The organism is Mesorhizobium helmanticense (assembly GCF_003034915.1).
Classification (GTDB): domain Bacteria; phylum Pseudomonadota; class Alphaproteobacteria; order Rhizobiales; family Rhizobiaceae; genus Mesorhizobium; species Mesorhizobium helmanticense.
Window position 1 is genome coordinate 154,228 of record NZ_PZJX01000024.1, and the last position, 19,709, is coordinate 173,936.

The 19,709-nt window shown below is 62.3% G+C and carries 19 protein-coding genes and 1 riboswitch; of the genes, 7 read left to right on the forward strand and 12 right to left on the reverse strand.

The window, feature by feature from the left end:
• Positions 1 to 17: 17 nt before the first annotated feature.
• The 3 genes from C9427_RS10490 to C9427_RS10500 all read right to left on the reverse strand — a co-directional run bounded on the left by C9427_RS10490 (position 18) and on the right by C9427_RS10500 (position 2,974).
• Positions 18 to 446, reverse strand: coding sequence for a PqqD family peptide modification chaperone (locus tag C9427_RS10490; protein ID WP_107649096.1), 429 nt, complete (start codon positions 444 to 446; stop codon positions 18 to 20).
• Positions 447 to 605: 159 nt separating this feature from the next.
• A complete protein-coding gene (locus C9427_RS10495) occupies positions 606 to 1,706 on the reverse strand; it encodes an FAD-binding oxidoreductase (protein WP_107649097.1) in 1,101 nt (366 codons plus the stop codon).
• 20 nt (positions 1,707 to 1,726) lie between these two features.
• Positions 1,727 to 2,974 carry an aromatic ring-hydroxylating oxygenase subunit alpha gene (locus C9427_RS10500; RefSeq protein WP_107649098.1) on the reverse strand — a complete coding sequence of 416 codons (1,248 nt, stop codon included), beginning with the start codon at positions 2,972 to 2,974 and terminating at the stop codon, positions 1,727 to 1,729.
• Positions 2,975 to 3,087: 113 nt separating this feature from the next.
• A riboswitch (cobalamin riboswitch) is annotated at positions 3,088 to 3,290 on the reverse strand.
• A 511-nt stretch (positions 3,291 to 3,801) separates the two neighbouring features.
• Between C9427_RS10500 and C9427_RS10505 the strand changes: the two genes are divergently transcribed.
• From C9427_RS10505 to C9427_RS10515, 3 genes are all read left to right on the forward strand, one after another.
• Positions 3,802 to 4,008 (forward strand): DUF680 domain-containing protein, encoded by a 207-nt coding sequence (locus tag C9427_RS10505; RefSeq protein WP_107649099.1) that lies wholly within the window; start codon positions 3,802 to 3,804, stop codon positions 4,006 to 4,008.
• A 69-nt stretch (positions 4,009 to 4,077) separates the two neighbouring features.
• Positions 4,078 to 4,281 carry a DUF680 domain-containing protein gene (locus C9427_RS10510; RefSeq protein WP_107649100.1) on the forward strand — a complete coding sequence of 68 codons (204 nt, stop codon included), beginning with the start codon at positions 4,078 to 4,080 and terminating at the stop codon, positions 4,279 to 4,281.
• Between the two features lie 91 nt (positions 4,282 to 4,372).
• Entirely contained in the window at positions 4,373 to 4,609 is a 237-nt protein-coding gene (locus C9427_RS10515; protein ID WP_107649101.1) for a DUF680 domain-containing protein, read from the forward strand.
• A gap of 82 nt (positions 4,610 to 4,691) precedes the next feature.
• Here C9427_RS10515 and C9427_RS10520 read toward each other — a convergent pair whose 3' ends face one another.
• The 5 genes from C9427_RS10520 to C9427_RS10540 form a co-directional block, all read right to left on the reverse strand.
• On the reverse strand, positions 4,692 to 5,804 hold the full coding sequence (locus C9427_RS10520; protein ID WP_107649102.1) for an ABC transporter ATP-binding protein: 1,113 nt from the start codon (positions 5,802 to 5,804) through the stop codon (positions 4,692 to 4,694).
• Positions 5,805 to 5,830: 26 nt separating this feature from the next.
• Positions 5,831 to 7,495, reverse strand: a complete 1,665-nt coding sequence (gene bglA, locus C9427_RS10525; RefSeq protein ID WP_107649103.1) for a beta-galactosidase BglA — start codon at positions 7,493 to 7,495, stop codon at positions 5,831 to 5,833.
• Positions 7,496 to 7,499: 4 nt separating this feature from the next.
• Positions 7,500 to 8,654, reverse strand: coding sequence for a carbohydrate ABC transporter permease (locus C9427_RS10530; RefSeq protein WP_107649104.1), 1,155 nt, complete (start codon positions 8,652 to 8,654; stop codon positions 7,500 to 7,502).
• A gap of 1 nt (position 8,655) precedes the next feature.
• Positions 8,656 to 9,669, reverse strand: coding sequence for a carbohydrate ABC transporter permease (locus tag C9427_RS10535; RefSeq protein WP_107649105.1), 1,014 nt, complete (start codon positions 9,667 to 9,669; stop codon positions 8,656 to 8,658).
• Between the two features lie 264 nt (positions 9,670 to 9,933).
• Complete coding sequence (locus tag C9427_RS10540; protein ID WP_107649106.1) at positions 9,934 to 11,289, reverse strand: ABC transporter substrate-binding protein; 1,356 nt, start codon at positions 11,287 to 11,289, stop codon at positions 9,934 to 9,936.
• 363 nt (positions 11,290 to 11,652) lie between these two features.
• Here C9427_RS10540 and C9427_RS10545 point away from each other — a divergent pair, with 363 nt between their 5' ends.
• Positions 11,653 to 12,675 carry a substrate-binding domain-containing protein gene (locus tag C9427_RS10545; protein WP_107649107.1) on the forward strand — a complete coding sequence of 341 codons (1,023 nt, stop codon included), beginning with the start codon at positions 11,653 to 11,655 and terminating at the stop codon, positions 12,673 to 12,675.
• A gap of 157 nt (positions 12,676 to 12,832) precedes the next feature.
• Positions 12,833 to 14,179 carry an NAD(P)/FAD-dependent oxidoreductase gene (locus C9427_RS10550; protein WP_107649108.1) on the forward strand — a complete coding sequence of 449 codons (1,347 nt, stop codon included), beginning with the start codon at positions 12,833 to 12,835 and terminating at the stop codon, positions 14,177 to 14,179.
• A gap of 103 nt (positions 14,180 to 14,282) precedes the next feature.
• Here the strand turns inward: C9427_RS10550 and C9427_RS10555 are convergent, their stop codons facing one another.
• From C9427_RS10555 to C9427_RS10565, 3 genes are read right to left on the reverse strand one after another with little or no spacing between them, the layout of a single operon-like run.
• On the reverse strand, positions 14,283 to 15,734 hold the full coding sequence (locus tag C9427_RS10555) for a S8 family serine peptidase (protein ID WP_107649109.1): 1,452 nt from the start codon (positions 15,732 to 15,734) through the stop codon (positions 14,283 to 14,285).
• Positions 15,724 to 16,392 carry an anti-sigma factor gene (locus C9427_RS10560; protein ID WP_107649110.1) on the reverse strand — a complete coding sequence of 223 codons (669 nt, stop codon included), beginning with the start codon at positions 16,390 to 16,392 and terminating at the stop codon, positions 15,724 to 15,726. Before C9427_RS10560 ends, C9427_RS10555 begins: the two co-directional genes overlap by 11 nt.
• Positions 16,389 to 16,955: a sigma-70 family RNA polymerase sigma factor gene (locus tag C9427_RS10565; protein WP_107649250.1), complete on the reverse strand. Its 567-nt coding sequence runs from the start codon at positions 16,953 to 16,955 to the stop codon at positions 16,389 to 16,391. The genes C9427_RS10560 and C9427_RS10565 overlap by 4 nt, the downstream gene beginning before the upstream one ends.
• 257 nt (positions 16,956 to 17,212) lie before the next feature.
• Here C9427_RS10565 and C9427_RS10570 point away from each other — a divergent pair, with 257 nt between their 5' ends.
• A complete protein-coding gene (locus tag C9427_RS10570) occupies positions 17,213 to 17,659 on the forward strand; it encodes an SRPBCC family protein (RefSeq protein ID WP_107649111.1) in 447 nt (148 codons plus the stop codon).
• An 82-nt stretch (positions 17,660 to 17,741) separates the two neighbouring features.
• Positions 17,742 to 18,746, forward strand: coding sequence for a zinc-dependent alcohol dehydrogenase family protein (locus C9427_RS10575; RefSeq protein WP_107649251.1), 1,005 nt, complete (start codon positions 17,742 to 17,744; stop codon positions 18,744 to 18,746).
• A 71-nt stretch (positions 18,747 to 18,817) separates the two neighbouring features.
• Here C9427_RS10575 and C9427_RS10580 read toward each other — a convergent pair whose 3' ends face one another.
• Complete coding sequence (locus C9427_RS10580) at positions 18,818 to 19,657, reverse strand: alkaline phosphatase family protein (protein ID WP_107649112.1); 840 nt, start codon at positions 19,655 to 19,657, stop codon at positions 18,818 to 18,820.
• Between the last annotated feature and the right edge of the window lie 52 nt (positions 19,658 to 19,709).

Genomic DNA, 19,709 nt, shown 5'->3' on the forward strand with positions numbered 1-19,709 from the left:
ACGGCCGCCCTTGTGTTTCAGGACGCCTGTTTGACCGCCGGCCAGCCGCGAGGTTCCTCGACCTCATGGATCGGATCGACCACGATAAGATCGGCAAGGTCGTCATGGATGTCGACCTTGAGCGGCTCGCCGGTGCCGGCGAGTTCCGCAAGAAGGGCACCCGAAATGGGTTGCGCGGTGGCATCGGCCGCAGGCACGAGCAGGCCGAATTCGAGCAGTTGCGAGATGAAGCTCTCGAGCTCGGCCAATCCTATCGTTGACGCGCCTGCCGTCTGTCCAACCAATGCATGGGCGGCAACGCCTGATGACAGCGCTTCCCAGACCCTGCTGCCCGAATCGGAGAAGCCGAAATATTTCCCGGTCGAAAGGTCGAGCACGACGGCTTCGCCGTCGAAGGACTCAAAAACGATGTCCTTGCTCGCCACCGCGTAGACCAATTGTTGCATCGTTTAATCCCCGCCTCGGACGCACGGGAAGCGAATCGCCGGTCGTCGCGGCCCACCCCGCCGCTGGTGAAAGCATCTAGCCAGTTGGCCCTTCTTTGGCAAGACAGGGTGCCGGCCAAGAATCTGTAGGGCAGATTTGCGCGGGGTCGAAAGTCCCTTTCAAGCTTCGACCTCGATCGCCGTTAATGGCTTCGAACAGCAGGCCAGGATGAAGCCGTCTTCGATCTCATGGTCGAGGATGCCGCCATTGTGGCTCATCTCGACGCGGCCCGAGATCTTCTTCACCTTGCAGGTTCCGCACAGGCCGAACTCGCAGGCCGCGGGGATTCTGACGCCCGAGGCGCGCGCCGTCTGCAGCACGGTCTGGCCGGCAAGGCATTCGGCATCGATATCCGAAAGCGAGAACCGGATCGGCGTTGCGGCCGCGGCGGGCATCTCGGCCTCGCCTCCCGCCGGCGATGCAAAGGGAGCCGGTACTTCCTCCACGGCGGGCGCGGCAAAGCTTTCCTGGTGGTAGCTGTCCATGTCGAAGCCGGCGGCCTCCAGCATCTGCCGTACCGCGCGCATGAAGGGATCGGGGCCGCAACAGAAGATTTCGCGCTCGCGGAAATCGGGTGCCAAGAGCGGCAGCCTGATTGCGTCGATCCGCCCCATATGGCCGAACCAGCCCTCGCGGCTGGAGCGCTCCTCGATCATGAAACCGAGCGAGAGCCCCGGCATGCGGCTGCCCAGCAATTCGAGCTCCTTGCGGAAGATGATCTCTTCCGCGCGCCGCGCGCAGTTGACGAAGCCGACATCGGTCCATGGCGCGCAGTCGTTCAGCCAGCGCAGCATCGACATCATCGGCGTTACGCCGGAGCCCGCCGAAATGAACAGATATTTGGCCGCCGGGTGGCTGTGCAAGGAGAAATCGCCCGCCGGCCCATAGGCCTTCACGTGAACGCCGGGCTTCAGATTGTCGAACATCCAGCGCGTGCCGATGCTGCGGGCCTGCGCCTTCACCGTCACCGCGATCGAGAATGGCCGCGACGGCGAAGACGACAGCGTATAGGTGCGCATCAGCGGACCGTCGGCGCTCGGCAGTTCCAGCGTCACGAATTGCCCCGGCTTGTAGCGGAACCAGGTCTGGTTGTCGGAGCGGAAGGTGAAGGTCTTCACGTCAGGCGCCTCGTCGCTGACGCCGATCACCTCCAGCACCTGCAGCCGGTCATTCCACGGCGCCATCTCGTCGAGGTGGCGGTAGAGGCCAAGGTCGGTCATCGCATTCATCCCCCGGCCCCTCAGGCGACGCAGCGCAGCGCCGGCCGTTCGCCTTCGGTAAGGCGGGGCCCGATGAAGGCGGCGTACCATTCGACAAACTGGATGACACCGCCTTCATGCAGTTCCGAATAGGGACCGGGCTCATAGGCCGGCGAAAGGATGCCGAATGCGTTCTCCTCGACGATGCGGCGGTCCTGGTCGTTGGTCTCGGTCCAGACATGGGTGAGTTCGGCGAGATCGTAATCGACGCCTTCGACCGCATCCTTGTGGACCAGCCATTTGGTGGTGACAGCCGTCTCCGTGGCGCTGATCGGCAGCACGCGGAACGTGACGGCGTGATCGCCGAGTATGTGGTTCCAGGTCGTCGGATAATGGTAAAGCAGCAGCGAGCCGATGCGGTCCGTGGCTACGCTGTCGGAAAGGTTCCTTTTCACGGCGCGCTTGCCCGTCATCGTGTAGCTGACGGCGTCGCGCAGCAGCGGCGCGCGGGTGGCGCGATACTGTCCGGCCGGATCGATGCGGAACTTGCTCGGCAGGCCCGCCGCCTCGCATTTGGCCCAGTGCGCCAGCATCTCCGGGTCGCTGTCGGCGCCTTGTACGCCGGTCACGGTCGGCGCTTCCGGGAATGTCTTGCAGAGTTCCGGATGGTTGCCGGCGCAATGATAGCACTCGCGGTTGTTTTCCCAGACGAGCTTCCAGTTGCCCTTCTCGACGATGGTCGATTCGAAGGCGACCTTTGCCTCACGCAGCCGGTGCGGCAGCAGATAGGGTTCGATCATCGTCCGCACCGGGGCGAAATCCGCCGGCTCCCTGGCCAGGCAGATGAAGATATAGCCGCCGACGCTTTCGCAGGCGACGGGCTTCAGGCCGAACTGGCTCTTGTCGAAACCGTCCGCCATCTGGCGGGCGAACAGCAGCCTTCCGTCCAGCTCATAGGTCCACTGGTGATAGGGACAGACGAGCTTGGCGGCCGTGCCCTTGTCGGCATTGCAGACGCGGCTGCCGCGATGGCGGCAGGAATTGTGGAAGGCGTTGATTTTGCCTTGCTGGTCGCGCACCAGCACGATCGGATAATCGCCGATCTGGGCGGTGATATAGCTGCCCGGCTTCGGCAATTCGCAATCATGGCCGATGAACAGCCAGTCGCGATACCAGATCAGCTCCATGTCGAGCCTGAAGAAATCAGGATCGCTGTAGAAGGGCTGTTCGAGGGAGAAGCCTTCCCTGCGGCTGTGCAGAAGCTTCAGCATGTCGTTGCGCGTGTCCATGTCCTGTCCTCTTGGCTAAGGACTGACTATGGTGGTGACGGAGGAAGGATCGGCGCAGGCCGGCGAACGGCCGGCATGCACTATCCGCCTCTTGACCGCCCACCGCGATCAGTCGAGTTCAATCACCTCGGGCTGGTTTCCGGGCTCTGGAGTTGTCCTCGCGGACTCATCGCGACACCTTCCCAGGCCGTGGCCCAGTGGTCTCCCGTTGCGACTTGAACTCCACCACCGTTGCGGGGGCAGCGCCGGACTCTGACCGGCTTCCCAATTCTCCGCCTCGTCGTCACGAAGCGGCACCTGAGATGCCATGATCTAATCACGACGGCCCGCCGGCTGTCGGCATGAAAGCGACATCGTATCCATGCGGCGCGACACGGCCGGCGAAACCTGCAAGCTGGTAATTGCAGGGCCGGAACCCCATTTTGCCGGCTGCCATTGTCGGCTGCCGTCACTGTCGAATCCGACCCGCTGCAGGGGCAAAAAGGGTTAACGGTTTCCAAAAGTGACTATTAGCTGTTTCTAAAATCGAACCGAACGGTTCGTTTCTGTTGACGGAGCGTGCAGGACGGTGTGAACACTGGCGCTCCGACACACTTGGTGATCCACAGGCCGATTTAGAATAACAGATTGATATTGCTGCCAAAAAACTTGGTAGTAGGAGCTCTTGGTACAATTTCAAGGTGCAGGGTCATGGTCCAAGCGGAACAACTTCGTGATTGGAAACCGGTGATCGACCCACCCACATCGGGGCTGTCCGAACGACGCGAATTCCTTCCAAGACACGCCGCTAGACGGACGGAAAACTAAGATACTGGAGTACCAAAAAAATGAAAAAGATCGCTCTTACTGCCGCCGCCCTTCTGGCCATCACCGGCAGCGCCTTCGCTGGCAGCGACAACTATGGTTCCAATGGTGCGAACCAGCCTGCCGCAGCAGTCGACAGCACGTACACGGCTTCCACTCAGAAGTCGGCGCAGGCCGACCAGCAGCCCATCGTTCAGGGCAGCGACCGCAACCTGTTCGGTAACCGCTAACAACTGAGACAAGGGGCGGCGGATTGCCTGCCGCCCGGGATCTCAGATTCAGAATTCTGGAGTATTAAAATGAAAAAGATCGTTCTTGCTGCCGCCGCCGTTCTGGCCATTTCGGGCAGCGCTTTCGCCGGTAGCGACAACTATGGCTCCAACGGCGCCAACCAGCCGGCCGCCGCAGTCGACAGCTCGTATACGGCTTCCACTCAGAAGTCGGAAGCTGCTGCCGAGAAGCCCGTCAACCAGGGCAGCGACCGTAACCTCTTCGGCAGATAATAAGCCGGTCGATCAGACAGGGGAAGGCGGGTTGTCCGCCGCCCTGCCGGGATACGAAATCCCGGCATAAGAAAATTCAGGAGTACCAAAAATGAAGAAGATTGTTCTTACTGCCGCCGCTCTTTTGATTGCCGCCGGCAGCGCCTATGCCCGCAACGACAATGTTGGCGGGACCGACATCAACAAGCAGGCCACCGTCAACGTCGACAACACCCTAACGTCTTCGGTGCGCGACACCAGTTCGCCGGTCTACAAGCTGCTCAATTCGTCGGGCGACGTGGAAAAGTCCGCGCCTCAGGGCAGCGATCGGAATCTCTTCGGCCGCTAACGCCGAAGTCGATCCCGAACACAAGAGCGGCGGGCTGTGCCCGCCGCTCTCGTTTTTTCCCGGCGGATCGTTCGCCGGGTTCTCAGGCCGCCTGCGCTTCCGCCGAGTGGAGCGAGAAAGAATGGCCGTCCGCATCGAAGATATGCAGGTCCTCGGCATTGGCGCTCAGCCGCAGCTTTGCTCCGCGCTTGACCTCGACATTGCCCGGCAGCTTGGTCACCAGCGGCAGGTCGGCGCGGCCGATGTCGACATAGACGAGCTGGACCTCGCCGAGCTGCTCGACATAGTCCACCGTCCCCTCGAACAGATAATCCGAGCCTGTCGCGATCATCAGGTCCTCCGGCCGCACGCCGAAACTCACCGATGCGCCCTTCGCCGACGCCGGCGTGGCGATCGGCACCGTCGCCTTGCGTCCGCCGACATGGCTGACGATGGTGGGATTGCCCGACTTGTCGATGGTGGCCGGCAGGATGTTCATTGCCGGCGAGCCGATGAACTGCGCGACAAACAGATTGCCGGGTCTCTTGTAGAGTTCCATCGGCGTGCCGACCTGCTCGATATGGCCATCCTTGAGCACCACGATACGGTCGGCCAGCGTCATCGCCTCGACCTGGTCGTGGGTGACGTAGATCATCGTCGTGGCAGGCATCGATTCCTTGAGCTTGGCGATCTCAATGCGGGTCGCGACGCGCAGCGCCGCGTCGAGGTTCGACAGTGGCTCGTCGAACAGGAAGACTTTCGGATTGCGCACGATGGCGCGGCCGATGGCGACGCGCTGGCGCTGGCCGCCCGACATCGCCTTGGGCAGCCGGTCGAGATATTTGGTCAGCTGCAGGATCTCCGCCGCTTGACGCACCCGCTTGTCGATCTCGGCCTTGCTTTCCTTGCCGATCTTCATCGAGAACGCCATGTTGTCGTAGACCGTCATGTGCGGGTAGAGCGCATAGGACTGGAACACCATGGCAATGCCGCGCTTCGACGGCGGCACGTCGTTCACCACTTCACCATCGATCTTGAGCTCGCCCGAGGTGATTTCCTCAAGTCCGGCGATGGACCTGAGCAGGGTCGACTTGCCGCAACCCGAAGGGCCGACGAAGACGATGAACTCGCCCGACTTTATGTCGAGGTCGATGCCATGGAGAATGTTCAGACTGCCATATGATTTCTTCACTTGCCTTAGCGTGACATCGGCCATGATTCCCTCCAGTGATTCCTGCTAATTCAGTCGATGCGCCCGAACCAGGCGCCGTAGCCGCCGAGGCGGATGGAGCCAGCTTCAGTCTGTCCTGAAAACCCATGTCCCGGCAAGGGCTGCAGCGAGCGGTCGCCCAGATTGATTTGTGCCGGCCTGCTGCCGAGATTGAAGGCGCAGACGATCTGTTCATTGCCCTCGCGGCGCGTGAAGGCGACGGTATCGCCATCGCTTTCAATGAAGTCGATATCGCCCTTGGCCAACGCCGGATGCAGCCGGCGGAAAGAGAGGAAGCGCCGATAGTGCTCGAGCAGCGACTTGTCGTCGCCCTGCTGCACATTGACCGCCTGCGCAAGATGCTTGGCCGGCACCGGCAGCCATGGCTTTGCCGTCGAGAAGCCGCCATTTTGGGCGCCGCCGTCCCATACCATCGGCGTGCGGCAGCCGTCGCGGCCCTTGAACTCCGGCCAGAAGCGGATGCCGTAGGGGTCCTGCAGGTCCTCGAATTGCAGTTCCGCTTCGCCAAGGCCAAGCTCCTCGCCCTGATAGATGCAGACCGAGCCGCGCAGCGACATCAGCAGCGCCGAGATCACCTTGAGGTAAGCGGTCTGGTCGGCTTCGTCCGTAGCCCAGCGCGAGGCGGGGCGCATCACGTCATGGTTGGAGAAGGCCCAGCACGACCAGCCATCGCTGGCGACCTTGCCGAAGGCTTCCAGCACCGAGCGCACCTTGGCCGCGCTGATCTTTTCGGGCGCCAGGAAATCGAAGGAGTAGCACATGTGCACGCGCTTGCCGCCGGCGGTGTAAGCCGCCACCACGTCCAGCCCGCGCTGCGAATCGCCGACCTCGCCGACCGCGGCGGTCGCCGGATATTCGTCGAGCAACGCGCGGAAGCGTTCGAGGAAGCCGAGGTTCTCCGGGCGGCTCTTGTCGTAGAGATGGTCCTGGTAGTTGTAGGGGTTCACGGCAGGCGCCGTCTGGTCGTTGCGCTGTTCCGGAGGCAGTGGCGGATTGTTCTCAAGGCCCTGGCTGTGGAAGTAGAAATTGATGGTGTCGAGGCGGAAGCCGTCGACGCCGCGCTCCAGCCAGAAGCGGGTGACATCGAGCAGCGCGTCCTGGACCGCGCGGTTGTGGAAGTTGAGATCGGGCTGCTCGGCCAGGAAATTGTGCAGGTAATATTGCTGCCGGCTGGTGTCCCACTGCCAGGCCGAGCCACCGAAGATCGACAGCCAGTTGTTGGGCGGCGTGCCATCCGGCCTGGCGTCGGCCCAGACATACCAATCCGCCTTGGGGTTGGTCCGGTTCGCGCGGCTTTCCCTGAACCAGGGATGGATGTCGGCGGTATGCGACAACACCTCGTCGATCATCACCTTGAGGCCCAGCCTGTGCGCTTCGGCGGTCAGCGCGTCGAAATCGGCCAGCGTGCCGAACATCGGATCGACGTCGCAATAATCCGACACGTCGTAACCGAAATCCTTCATCGGCGACTTGAAGAAGGGCGAGATCCAGATGGCGTCGATGCCGAGCGAGGCAATGTAGGGGAGCCTGCGGATGATGCCCTTGAGATCGCCGATGCCGTCGCCGTCGGAGTCCTGGTAGCTGCGCGGATAGATCTGGTAGATCACCGCGCCGCGCCACCAGTCTCGGTCGATGGCGAGGTCGGGGCTCACAGTCGCTTTCAGTGCCGATTGCATGGTCTCAGCCTCCTTTCACCGAGCCGGCGAGCAGCCCGCGGACGAAATAGCGCTGCAGCGAGAAGAACACGATCAGCGGCACGATGATGGTCACGAAGGCCGATGTCGTCAGGATCTCCCAGTCGCCGCCGCGCGAACCGAGCAACGCATTGAGCTTGGCGGTTAGCACGATCTGGTCGCCCTCGGTACCCAGGAAAACCATCGCCACCAGCAGATCGTTCCATACCCAGAGAAATTGGAAGATGGCGAAGGAGGCCAGAACCGGGAACGACAGCGGCAGCACGATCTTGACGAAGATCTCGAAATCGCTGGCGCCGTCGATGCGCGCCGATTCCATGATCTCGCGCGGCAGGCCGGCAATGTAACTGCGCAAGAGATAGATGGCGAAGGGCAGGCCGAAACCGGTATGCGCCAGCCAGATGCCGAGATAGGTCTTCGACGACACGCCGAAGAAGGAGCCAACGCCGTTATAGAGCTTCAACAGCGGGATCAGCGACATTTGCAGCGGCACCACCAGCAGGCCGATGATGACCGCGATCAGCAGCGCCCGGCCGGGAAAGCGCATCCAGGCCAGCGCGTAGGCGGCGAAGGCCGCGATCAGGATCGGGATGACGGTCGCCGGAATGGTGACGGTCAGCGAGTTCATGAAGGACCGGCCGATGCCCTCCGAAAACAGCACGGTCTTGTAATTGTCGGTAGTGAATTTTGGCGGCGCCGACGAGGCATAATAGACGCGCTGGCCGCGCTCGCCCTCGAAAGCTTTCGGGGACTGCATGACGAAACCGCCATCGGCGTTGAGCTGCAGGGTAACGCCGTCGCCGAGGTCGGCGGTCGTGCCGGCGGGATACTGCGTCGGCGCGGCCGACTTGACGCCGAAGGCGCTGATGTCGCGGGCGGCACCGTCGCCGAAGATGTTGCCTTCGAGCACGAACTTGCCGTCCTTCTCGACCTGCGCCGAGGCGGGCGGCAGCCGGCCCGCTTCCGTCTGGCTGGAACTGGCGAACGAATTCCACCAGCCGGAAGCGATGATCTGGTCCTTGTCGCGCAAGGACGAGACGAGAATGCCGAGCGTCGGCACGGTCCAGATCGCGACGAAGATCAGCACGGCGATATGGACGCCGAAGCGGCCGGCAAAGGACTTTCCGGTCGTGACAGCCATCTCAATGTCCTCCCGTCTCTTTGTTCGCCTGGCGGATGTTCCAGACCATGATCGGAATGACCGCGATCATGATGATGATGGCGATGGTGGCGCCGCGGCCAAAATCGCCGCCGCCGCGGAACATCCAGTCGAACATCAGATTGGCCAGAACCTGGCTGTTCCATTGGCCGTTGGTCATGGTCAGCACGATGTCGAAGACCTTCAGCACCAGGATGGTGATCGTCGTCCAGACCACGGCGATCGTCCCCCATATCTGCGGCACCATGATTTTCCAGAAGATCTGGAACGGATTGGCGCCGTCGATGACGGCCGCTTCCAGTGTCTCTTCGGGAATGCCCCGCAAGGCCGACGACAGGATGACCATGGCAAAGCCTGTCTGGATCCAGATCAGGATGATCATCAGGAAGAAATTGTTCCAGAACGGCAGCGATATCCAGACCTGCGGCTGGCCGCCGAAATACTGGATGATGGCGTTGAGCAGGCCGATCTGTGTCTGGCCCTCGCCGCGATATTCGTAGATGAATTTCCAGATGACGCTGGCGCCGACGAAGGAGATGGCGAGCGGCAGGAAGATCAGGCTCTTGGCGATGGTGCCCCACCAGATCTTGTCGGTGAGCACGGCGATGATCAGCCCGAGGAAGGTGCAAGCGGCCGGCACCACCGCCAGCCAGATGATGTTGTTGAGGATCGAGTTGCGGAACTCGCGGTCGCCGAACGCCCACTGATAATTGGCCAGGCCGACGAAATTGACGCCGCCGCGATCGAGGAACGACAGTCTCAGCGTCTCTATCACCGGATAGATCAGGTAGATGGTGAGGATGATCATGGCCGGGCCGACGAATAGCCAGGGGCGGATCATTCCTTGCCGGCGCAGGTTGTCGATGGCTGCCGCACCTTTGACGCCGCGCGACGGGAATATAATGTCCACAAGCTTGTTGGCGCCCCAGAAATAGGCGACGCAGCCGCCGACGCCGACGATGATGACGAATATGGCCGAAAAGATCTGAGCCGCCATGGGTCCCTCTCCCTGCGTATGATCCAACAATCAGCAATGGCTTTGTCGACGGGATCGTGCGCCGATTTAAATTGTGAAGCGCTAGCGGGTGCCAGGCAGATTTCTGCCATGGCCGGCCACGCTTCATGCCGGAAATTCCATGCTTCACAAAAAAGTACAGTCGGGCCGACGGTCGGACCCGGGCCATCGAGGCCCGGATCCAATAAGGACGGGTAAGCCTACGATCGGCCGCTTGCTGGCTAGCCGCCTACTTGCCAGCCGCCCCTACTTGATTGCGTCCCAGCTCTTCTGGATGTCGGTGGCGACATCCTGGGCCGACTTGCCGCCGACGAGATCGATCATGCCGGTCCAGAAGGCGCCGGCGCCGATCTTGCCCGGCATCAGATCGGACCCGTCGAAGCGGAAGGTCGAGGCGTTGGCGAGGATATCGCCCTGCTTCCTCAGCGCGTCGCTGGCATAGGCTTCCTTGTTGACCGCCTTGAACGGCGTCACGAAGCCGCCCTCGGCCATCCAGATCTCGTGCGCGAGCGGCATCTTCAGGAATTCGATGAACGCGCGGGCACTCTTGCTGTCCTTGGTGATCATGGCCAGCGTGCCGGCGCCGAGCACCGGCGTGCCGAGATCAGGCTTGGAGGCGTAGGGCGGATAGTAGAAGAAGTCCGCGTCTTCGCCGACTTTGGTGCCTTCCGGGAAGAAGGTCGGGATGAACGACGCCTGGTGATGCAAATAGCATTTCGGCGGCACCGAGAAGAGGCCCTTCGGGCTGTCGCGGAAGTCGGTTGCGGCAACCGCCTTGGCACCGCCGTCGACCATCTTGTCGTCGGTCGCGATCTTGCCGAAAATGTCGATGGCATTGACCACCGCGGGATCGTTGAACGGGATCTCGTTCTTCACCCATTTGTCGTAGGTCTCGGGCGACTGGGTGCGCAGCATGATGTCTTCGACCCAGTCGGTCGCCGGCCAGCCGGTGGCGCCGCCGGAACCGAGCCCGATGCACCACGGCGTGCCGCCATCGGCGATGATCTTCTTTTCAAGCTCGGCGAGCTCTTCCTGCGTCTTCGGAACCGTGTAGCCGGCTTCCTCGAAATTGTCCGGCGAGTACCAAACCAGCGACTTCACGTCGGCCTTGTAGGGGAAGGCGAAGAAGCCCGGCTTGCCGTCCTTGTCCTTGAAGGTGCCGAGATCGACCCAGGACTGGCCGGCGCCGTAATTGTCCTTCACCCAATTGGCGGTCTCATCGCCAAGTGGCGTCAGCAGGCCCTTCGATGCCAGGTCCTGGATCAGGCCGGGCTGCGGCAGCACGGCGATGTTGGGCGGGCTGCCGGCCTGCGTGTCGATGACGATCTGCTGTTCGTAATTCTCCGAGGAGGAATATTTGAGATCGACGCCGGTGGCTTCCGAGAAATAGTCGAGAACGCCGCGCACCAGGCCCTCGTCCTCGCCGCGCCATGGCCCGAAGATCGTCAGCGTCTCGCCCTTGAGATCGACCTTCTTGAGCTCTCCGTAGTTCGCCCAGTTGAAGCGGGGGTCTTCGCCCGGCTTGAATTTCAGCTCGGCTTGCGCCGGTGCGCCTAGGGCGAGCGTGGCAAAAGCGGCGCTCAGCAGAAGCATTTTCTTCATCGGTATTTCCTCCCAGTGGTGACAAACACCGGACGAAACCTCCATTCCGCCCGCCGACGCTGCAGGACTGTGACTCAGTCGGAAGGGAACCGCAACCTTCCCAAGAGTCTTCCAAAGCGCTTTGGCTTTCCTGATCTCGCCATTGAATCGACTGGAAGTCAAGAGGGTGGGCAGGCTAATCGATTTAATTTCTACGATTGAGAGCACAAAATGTGCGCTGCAACATGCTTTTTTGGCGGCGCAGCAGAAATTTTTGCTGCAAACAGGGTCCAACACTGCTTATGGTTGTCGGACGCTGGCTCCGCCGCTTTTATTGCAAGCGGAATTCAAAATTGAAAGCGCTTTGAGGCTTGGAGGCCTCCCGTGAACCTCAAGCAGCTCTCCCATATGCTGTCGCTCTCGCAGACCACGGTGAGCCGTGCGCTGAATGGCTACCCCGAGGTCAACGAGGAAACGCGTCGGCGGGTGATGGATGCCGCCAAGCGCCATGGCTATCGCCCCAATCCGAGTGCCCGCCGGCTGGCGACCGGCAAGACCGGGATGATCGGCTATGTCCTGCCGACTGGAACCAGCGTCGACATCGATCCGCATTTCGTCGAATTCCTGTCCGGCCTCGGCGATTATGCCCGTTCGCACGAGCTCGACCTGGTGCTGTCGCCGGCCGACGCCGACGACCAGGAGACGACCTATCGGCGTATCGTCGCCAACCGACAGGTCGACGCCGTCTACATCTCCTCGCCGCGGCCGGCCGACCGGCGCGTGGCGCTGGTCAACACGCTCGGCATCCCCTTCATCGTCCATGGCCGCAGCGAGGGCTTCGATTTCGACTACCCCTTCACCGACATCGACAATGAGGGCGCCTTCCATGAGGCGGCGCGCCTGCTCGTCCAGCTCGGCCATCGGCGGCTGGCGCTGATCAACGGCGACGACCGCGAGACCTTCGCCATCCACCGCGAGCGCGGCGTGCGCCGGGCGCTCGCCGCCAGCGGCCTGACACTGGGCGAGCGCCATGTCTGCTCCGTGGTCATGACCGAGGAGAACGGCTATCGCGCGACCAGGCGCCTGCTCGAGCAGAGCGACGCGCCGACGGCGATCGCCTGCTCGAGCCTGATCATGGCGCTGGGCGTCGTGCGCGCGGTGCGCGACCTCGGCCTGACCATCCCTGGCGACCTGTCGCTGATCGCCCATGACGACGTCTTCCCCTGGCTGAAGCCGGAGAATTTTTCCGTGCCGCTGTCGACGACGCGCTCGTCGATCCGCCTCGCCGGCGCCCGCGTCGCCGAGCGCCTGGCAGCGCGGATATCCGGTCTGGAAGAGGGGGCGCGAGGCGAGGTCTGGCCGGTCGACCTGGTGGTAAGGGGATCGGTAGCGGGCGCGCCGGGTTAGGCATCAAATCCAATCGCTCAAAGCAGCCGAGTTCGGCTCCTTTCCGTACGTTGCCCGCAGGTGGACAAGTGTCTGCGTGCACCCGCTCTTGATTTGGCTTTTAGAGGGTGGCAACCAGTAGGCCAAAGCCACCAACCAGTCCTCCACGGTGCACTGCTTGCCCAATTTCCCATTCTCCGAAGCGGATCCAATCCAACATCCCGGCCCACCGCCGAAGGCTTCGGAGGTGGTCATTGTTGGTGGCGGTGTTATCGGCGTTACCACAGCTCTTTTCCTTGCGAAGCGGAACATTCCGGTGACGCTGCTGGAAAAGGGACGCGTTGCGGCCGAACAGTCCTCCCGAAACTGGGGCTGGATTCGAAAGCAGGGGCGGGACGCGGATGAACTGCCAATTGTCATCGAGGCTTGTCGCCTATGGCGGCAACTGGCCGAGGAATGCGGGGAAGACATCGGGCTGAACCAGACAGGTGTGACCTATCTGGCGAACTCGGACAAGGACATGGCCGGCTTCGAAGAGTTCATGAAGATCGCCGCGATCCATGAACTCGACACTCGCCTTCTGGACACCGACGAAACTGCGCAACTCATCAAGGGCATGTCGCGCAAGTTCAAGGGCGCGCTGACGACACCTTCCGACATGCGTGCTGAGCCTTGGTTAGCGGTGCCCGCGCTTGCTCGGCTTGCTGTGCGAAAAGGCGCCAAAATCATAGAGGATTGCGCAGCGCGAACCCTCGAAATCTCAGCCGGCAAGATCAAGGGCGTGTGGACCGAAGCGGGATACATCGAGGCCTCCAGCGTGCTGGTTGCGGGCGGCGCCTGGTCGTCCCTGTTTTTGCAAAGACACGGCGTATCCATCCCTCAACTCAGCGTCAGGGTAACCGTAGCCGCAACGGAGCCCATGCCTGAAATCTATTCAGGTGCGGCGGCTGACGACAACATCGCCTTCAGGCGCAGGCAGGATGGCGGATACACGCTCGCCCCGGCAGGCAGCAATTTGCTTTACCTGGGGCCTGACGCATTCCGACATGCCACCAAATACCTTCCTGCTCTCCGCGCCAATCCGTTTGGAACACGCTATTTTCCGTTCGCTCCGCCAGGCTACCCCGACGGCTGGTCGACGCCGCGCGAATGGGCACCGGATTCCCTGAGCCCTTTCGAGAGAATGCGGGTTCTCAATCCAGCCGCCCAGCCCGCAGGTCTCCGCTCGGTTGAGCGCAATTTCAGACGCCTTTTTCCGCAGTTCGAAACAGTTCGCTTGAAGGCCGGCTGGGGCGGCATGATTGACGCTATGCCCGACGTTGTCCCTGTCGTGGATCAGGTACGGGCGGTTAGCGGTCTTTTCGTCGCGACGGGAATGAGTGGTCACGGCTTCGGTATCGGTCCTGGAATCGGTCGTGTCGTCTCCGACATGATTCAAGGAAACGAAATTGGGCACGACCTCAGCCGCTTCCGACTGTCACGCTTCTATGATGGAAGTCCTGTCCGATTAGGTCCGGCCCTCTGAGCTGGTCGCGCGAAATCCATGTTCATGGCCATGCCAATGGGCGCCTGAATCCCACCCATCCAAGGGTGACTGCAATTTCGATTTTAATGCACGCTGCCCTCGATCATTCCTTCGCAGCTTCCGCAGCCCTGGTGTCCAGCAGCCCATAGCCGAAATCATTGTCGCGGCCCTCCGGCCCTAGATCCCTGGCGGTGTCGGCCAGCGCCTTCTCGATCTCGTCGGCCGAACGGTCGGGCGCGACATGGATTAGATTGGCAATCGCGCCTGTCACAATGGCTGCGGCAAACGAGGTGCCGGTGACCACATCCGAGCCGGCGCCGCTCGGCGCCACCATCTCGACGCCGGGGGCGGAGATGAAGACATAGGCGCCGCGATTGGCCTGCGGCATCAGCCCGTCCTTGGCGTCGGTGGCGGTCACCGCGATGACGCCGTCGAAGGCGGCCGGATAGCCATAGGGCGCCTTCGGCCCGTTATTCCCCGCGGCGGCGACCAGCACCATGCCGAGTGTCCTTGCATTGCGGCAGGCGATGCCGAGCAGGTCGTTCTTCGGGCCGACGAAGCTCATATTGATGATGCGCACATCCTGGCTTGCCGCCCAGTCCAACGCCGACAGGATGACGTCCATGGTCGACTTGCCGCCCTCGAAGGCGCGGGCATGGTAGATCTTGGCGCCCGGCGCCATGCCCTTCAGGGCACCGACGCCAGCGATCAGCCCGTCGATCGAAGTGCCGTGGTCGCGTTTCTCGGTCGGCACATCGGGCATGGCGTCGAACTGGTCGGCGATGACGCCGCTTAGTGCCGGATTGGTATCGTCGATGCCGGTGTCGATGACGGCGATGCGCACATTCTCGCCGCTAGCCGCTTTCGCGTCGAGCGCGATGCGCTCGAAGGCATAATTGACGATGCTGGCCGCCTGCTGCAGCGAATAGACATGGTTGGGTTCGCGCCGCAGGGTGCGGCCGTCGGCGGCAAGCTGCGCTAGCACGACGCCGACCGGCCGGCCGTCGGGAATGCCGAAGCGCACCAGCGTTGTGCCGAGCAGCCGCGACTGGCGCTCGGAGCGCACTTCGAGGCCGAACGAGGCGGCGATCTGCTGGACCGCGCCGGCATCGCCATCGACCGTCACCAGCACTTCGTCGGGCACGAAATCGCCGACGACGGCGCGCGGCGGCTCGGTCGCGACCAGATCGGTCGGCGAAACAATCGGACCGCCCGTTACGGCTGCCGGAATCACCGGCGCATCGGCGGGTGGCGTCGGCGATGGTAGAGCGCTCGCCGGATCGCGGCGCGGGTCGGGCGTCGGCAAGGGAGTGCCCGCCGCCGGATTGGGGAACAGGTCGACGATCAGCGCCGGAAGAAAGATGGCGCCTGTCGCGGTGGCACCGGCATCGGGCTTTTCGCCTGTGCCGTCCTCTGTGCAATCTGCGCCGGCCGCGTTCGTCCGGTCGAGGCAGTCGGTTTTCGTCTGCGGCTGGGTGCTCTGCGCAAAAACGGGCGTGGCGGCGATCGCCGCCAGCAGAAATCCAGCAAATCCGATGACCGCTCTAGCCGCCACTGGCCGGTTTCCTTCCCTCGATCACAGCATCCGCGAAAGGCTGGGCGGCAATAAGGCCGAGCACCTTGCCGTAGTCGGCGGCGGTCGTGGCCGGGATGGCGATGCGGAAGACGCCATCCGCGGTCGGCCCGCCTGATATTTTCAGCTCATTCTGGTCGAGAAAGGCCGAGATGTCGGACATCTTCGCGTCCGGCTTGAACTTGACCAGCGCGAACGGCATTTTCGCCAGATCGTCCTGCGCGCCGGCGATCTCGAAATCGCTGCCCTTGCCGCCGGGCGGCACAAGCGACTGCACCATGACCAGGGCAAGCAATGCCGCCGCCGCGGCCCAGGCGACGCCGGCGGGCACTGCCGTGAAGCGGGCCCACACCTGCGCCAGGAAGGACGATGCGGCTGGCTGGCGCGCCGGCCCAGCTTCGGCATCAAGCGCCTTGGCGAAGCGGCTCAGCGCATCGGCCGGCGGGCGGATTGCCTCATTGGCGGCGGCCGTGCCGGAGAATTCGGCTTCCGCCTCGCCCAGTGCCGCGAGTGCTGCCGGATCGCTCGCCAGCCATTCCTCGACGGCTTCGAGATCCGAGCCTTCCAGCGAGCCGTTCAGGTAGAACGGCAGCAGCGTTTCCATCTCGTCGCGGCGCGACATCTTTTCAGCGGCGCTCATGGCCAACCCCTGTCGTAACCGGCGGCCTTCAAGGCTTCGCCGAGTTTCTTGCGGGCATAGAACATCCTGGTCTTGACGGTGGCTACCGGTATACCGAGCACCTCGCCGATCTCGGCCACCGACTGTCCATGGTAATAGGCAAGGTCGATCACCGTGCGGTGTTCTTCCGGCAAGGCATCGACGAAGCTCCGCAAAGCGGCGCCCTTGTCTTGCTTCATGGTGACGACTTCCGGCGTATCGGCGCTGTCGGGCACCTGGGCCGCGTCATCGTCGTCGATCCAGTCCTCCTTCTTCTTGCGCAGGACCGACAGCGCCTTGAAGCGCGCAATGCCGAGCAGCCATGTCGAGACTTCCGAGCGTCCCTCGAAGCCGGGCGCCTGGCGCCAGAGTTCGAGGAAGACCTCGTTCGCGATATCGTCGGCCATCATTTCCGATCCCGTCTGGCGCGCCACGAAGCGGTAGACCCGCGCGTGGTGGCGCATGAACAGGAGCCGCACGGCGGCACGGTCGCCCTTCGCGACCCGGTCGACAAGCGCGCGATCGGTCTCCGTCGCCGCCGTCATGGCCGGTCGAGCCGCCTGGCTCCTGCTTGCTCTGTCGTTGATCGGCCCAAAAAGGTTCATCCTCCGCCAAGGAATTGCGAAAGCTAGCCGAAGAGTGGTGAGGTTGCCAGAGTGTACCGTTCTCCCCGTTTTTAGGGGTCTCGGATGGCGGCCGTCAGCAACGCAGGAATTCCCGACAGCTTTGTAACTCACCGGTCCGCTGCCGGGCGATTAAGGTCCAGATCGCAAACCACAACCCAGCTTGAAGGACCGATGTCATGACCAACAACAGCTTTACGACAACTATTCTCGTGGATCAGTCGCCGATGGCGGCGTTCGATGCGATCAACCGTCCACGCGACTGGTGGGGCAAGGAGATCGAAGGTCGCACCGACCGTCTCGGCGAGGAATGGACCTATCGCTACAAGGATATGCACGTCAGCAATCAGAAGACGACGGAGTTCATGCCTGGCCAAAGAGTCGTTTGGCACGTCGTCGATGCCCAGATGAATTTCCTCAACGACAAGAGCGAATGGAAGAACACAGACCTGATTTTCGACATCGCCCAGAAAGGCGACAAGACCGAAATCCGGTTCACCCATGCTGGCCTCGTTCCCGCGGTCGAGTGCTTCGACATTTGCACGAATGCCTGGACCGGCCTGATTGCCGACAGCCTGAAAGGGCTGATCGAGAACGAGCAAGGACTTCCCGACACCGTGGAATGAACTCATGCACATGGGCTTTGACCCAATTCGGCGATCCGCGGCGACCGCTCATGAGGCCTCGCGCGGTTGGAAGGAGCTTTTCATGAGACTGATTAGGCTGAAAGCGCCGGGAGGCCTGGAAAATCTCAAGCTGGTCGAGGAAGATGGTCCGCAACCAGGGCCGGGTGAGTTGCTGGTCAGGATCCGGGCGTGTTCGTTGAATTTCCACGACAGCATGGTGGTGCTGGGGAAGAAACCCTGCGCCGATGGCCGTATCCCGCTGTCCGATGGCGCTGGCGAGGTGATTGCGGTCTCGGACGATGTCGATGAGTTCAACGTCGGAGATGCCGTCGTCAGCACATACTGGCCCGATTGGCTGGCAGGCGATCCGGCGCCTGCCAACAAGAGGGGCGAATTGGGAGACGATGTCGACGGCTATGCCCGCGAGTATGTGTGCACGCCCTCACATGCTTTCACGAAAGCACCGGCAGGCTTCACGCACAGGGAGGCGGCAACGCTTACCTGTGCCGGGGTCACTGCCTGGAGAGCCCTGATGGTGTGCGGCCAGGTGAAGCCTGGGGATACGGTGCTGGTCCTTGGGACAGGCAGTGTCTCTCTGTTTGCGCTGCAATTCGCAAAACTTGCAGGTGCTCGTGTCGTCGCCACCTCTTCATCGCAAGAGAAGCTGGAAAGGCTTCAGCGGCTTGGAGCCGACATTGTCGTCAACTACAAGGCGATGCCGGATTGGGGCCAGAAGGTGCGGGATCTGATGAACGGACGCGGCGTCGATCACGTGATCGAGGTCGGCGGACCTGGCACCTTGGCGCAGTCGATAACAGCTTGCAGGATGGGCGGCCACATCGCCCTGATCGGCGTCCTGACCGGTTTTGCCGGACAAGTGTCGATCCCGGCACTGTTTTCCAATCAGATCAGGATCAGCGGTATCTCCATTGGCAGCAAGGCAGACCAGGAGGACATGATCCGGGCGATAGAGGCCAATCGTTTGAAGCCTGTTGTCGATCGCACTTTCCCGCTGCAGGGAATCACCGATGCTTTCAGCTACTACGGGTCCCAAAAGCACTTCGGTAAGGTTTGCCTCGACCTTTGACACGCCATGCGCGCGTCGCTGGTCATCTCTGGCTTCCGTTCGGCGTCGCGGATCGAAGGCAGCAGCCTCGATCAGTCAAGAAACGGCTTGGCCTTCATCGTCGCCGGCACCGGCACGCCGAGACGCTTCAGCACCGTCGGTGCGAGTTGCAGCTGGTCGAGCAATGTGTCGGCCTGAGAACCCTCGCCCGCCCCAAAATAATACAGCGCGAAATCCTGCATCTCGTCATCATGGCCGCCATGATGGCCACGATCCGTCTGGCCGTGATCGGCGGTGACGATCACCTCATAGCCGGCTTCTCGCCAGCCCGGCAGAAAGGCGGCCAGCATGCCGTCCATCGCATAGCAGGCATGGTCCATCTCATGGCAGTCATGGCCGAAGCGGTGACCCATCGAGTCCAGCGTGCAGGTGTGCAGGATGCCGTAGTCGATGCTGTGGCGCCTGGTCAGCATGGTCAGCGTCGCGAACAGGTCGACGTCGCTCGGCGTCATCTGGTTGCGCAGATTGTAGCCGGTCATGGTGTGGAAGCGGCCATGCGTGATCGGCCCGCCCGGCTCGTCGAACTCCATGTCCTCGACCAGATCGAACGGATAGGCCCGGAAGAATTCCGACCAGTAGGAATGGGTGACCGCGCCGGTCTTGCCGCCGGCCTTGGCAACTTCCGAAAAGATATCCGGTTGTTCGACACGGAACCGGTTCTCATTGGACAGGATGCCGTGCACTTGCGGCGCTACCCCGGTGTGGATCGAGGCGTAGCAACAGGCCGAGGTCGACGGCAGCACCGAGCGCATCTTCCAAACGCGCGCCTCGCCCGACTGCACCCAGCCTTCGAGATTGCCCATCAGCCGTCGCCAGTTCCGATAGGGCACGCCGTCAAGGATGATGAGCAGGAGTTTTGTATCGAGCGCCACGGTGGCTCCATGTGGGTCTTGCCAGAGAAATCAGCACCGGGAGCAAGCCAAT

What these genes read in the sequence shown, in the direction of transcription:
- C9427_RS10490 (WP_107649096.1), bottom strand. Translation starts at nt 446, where the DNA reads ATGCAACAATTGGTCTACGCGGTGGCGAGCAAGGACATCGTTTTTGAG.
- C9427_RS10495 (WP_107649097.1), bottom strand. Translation starts at nt 1,706, where the DNA reads ATGACCGACCTTGGCCTCTACCGCCACCTCGACGAGATGGCGCCGTGG.
- C9427_RS10500 (WP_107649098.1), bottom strand. Translation starts at nt 2,974, where the DNA reads ATGGACACGCGCAACGACATGCTGAAGCTTCTGCACAGCCGCAGGGAA.
- C9427_RS10505 (WP_107649099.1), top strand. Translation starts at nt 3,802, where the DNA reads ATGAAAAAGATCGCTCTTACTGCCGCCGCCCTTCTGGCCATCACCGGC.
- C9427_RS10510 (WP_107649100.1), top strand. Translation starts at nt 4,078, where the DNA reads ATGAAAAAGATCGTTCTTGCTGCCGCCGCCGTTCTGGCCATTTCGGGC.
- C9427_RS10515 (WP_107649101.1), top strand. Translation starts at nt 4,373, where the DNA reads ATGAAGAAGATTGTTCTTACTGCCGCCGCTCTTTTGATTGCCGCCGGC.
- C9427_RS10520 (WP_107649102.1), bottom strand. Translation starts at nt 5,804, where the DNA reads ATGGCCGATGTCACGCTAAGGCAAGTGAAGAAATCATATGGCAGTCTG.
- bglA (WP_107649103.1), bottom strand. Translation starts at nt 7,495, where the DNA reads ATGCAATCGGCACTGAAAGCGACTGTGAGCCCCGACCTCGCCATCGAC.
- C9427_RS10530 (WP_107649104.1), bottom strand. Translation starts at nt 8,654, where the DNA reads ATGGCTGTCACGACCGGAAAGTCCTTTGCCGGCCGCTTCGGCGTCCAT.
- C9427_RS10535 (WP_107649105.1), bottom strand. Translation starts at nt 9,669, where the DNA reads ATGGCGGCTCAGATCTTTTCGGCCATATTCGTCATCATCGTCGGCGTC.
- C9427_RS10540 (WP_107649106.1), bottom strand. Translation starts at nt 11,289, where the DNA reads ATGAAGAAAATGCTTCTGCTGAGCGCCGCTTTTGCCACGCTCGCCCTA.
- C9427_RS10560 (WP_107649110.1), bottom strand. Translation starts at nt 16,392, where the DNA reads ATGAGCGCCGCTGAAAAGATGTCGCGCCGCGACGAGATGGAAACGCTG.
- C9427_RS10565 (WP_107649250.1), bottom strand. Translation starts at nt 16,955, where the DNA reads ATGACGGCGGCGACGGAGACCGATCGCGCGCTTGTCGACCGGGTCGCG.
- C9427_RS10570 (WP_107649111.1), top strand. Translation starts at nt 17,213, where the DNA reads ATGACCAACAACAGCTTTACGACAACTATTCTCGTGGATCAGTCGCCG.
- C9427_RS10575 (WP_107649251.1), top strand. Translation starts at nt 17,742, where the DNA reads ATGAGACTGATTAGGCTGAAAGCGCCGGGAGGCCTGGAAAATCTCAAG.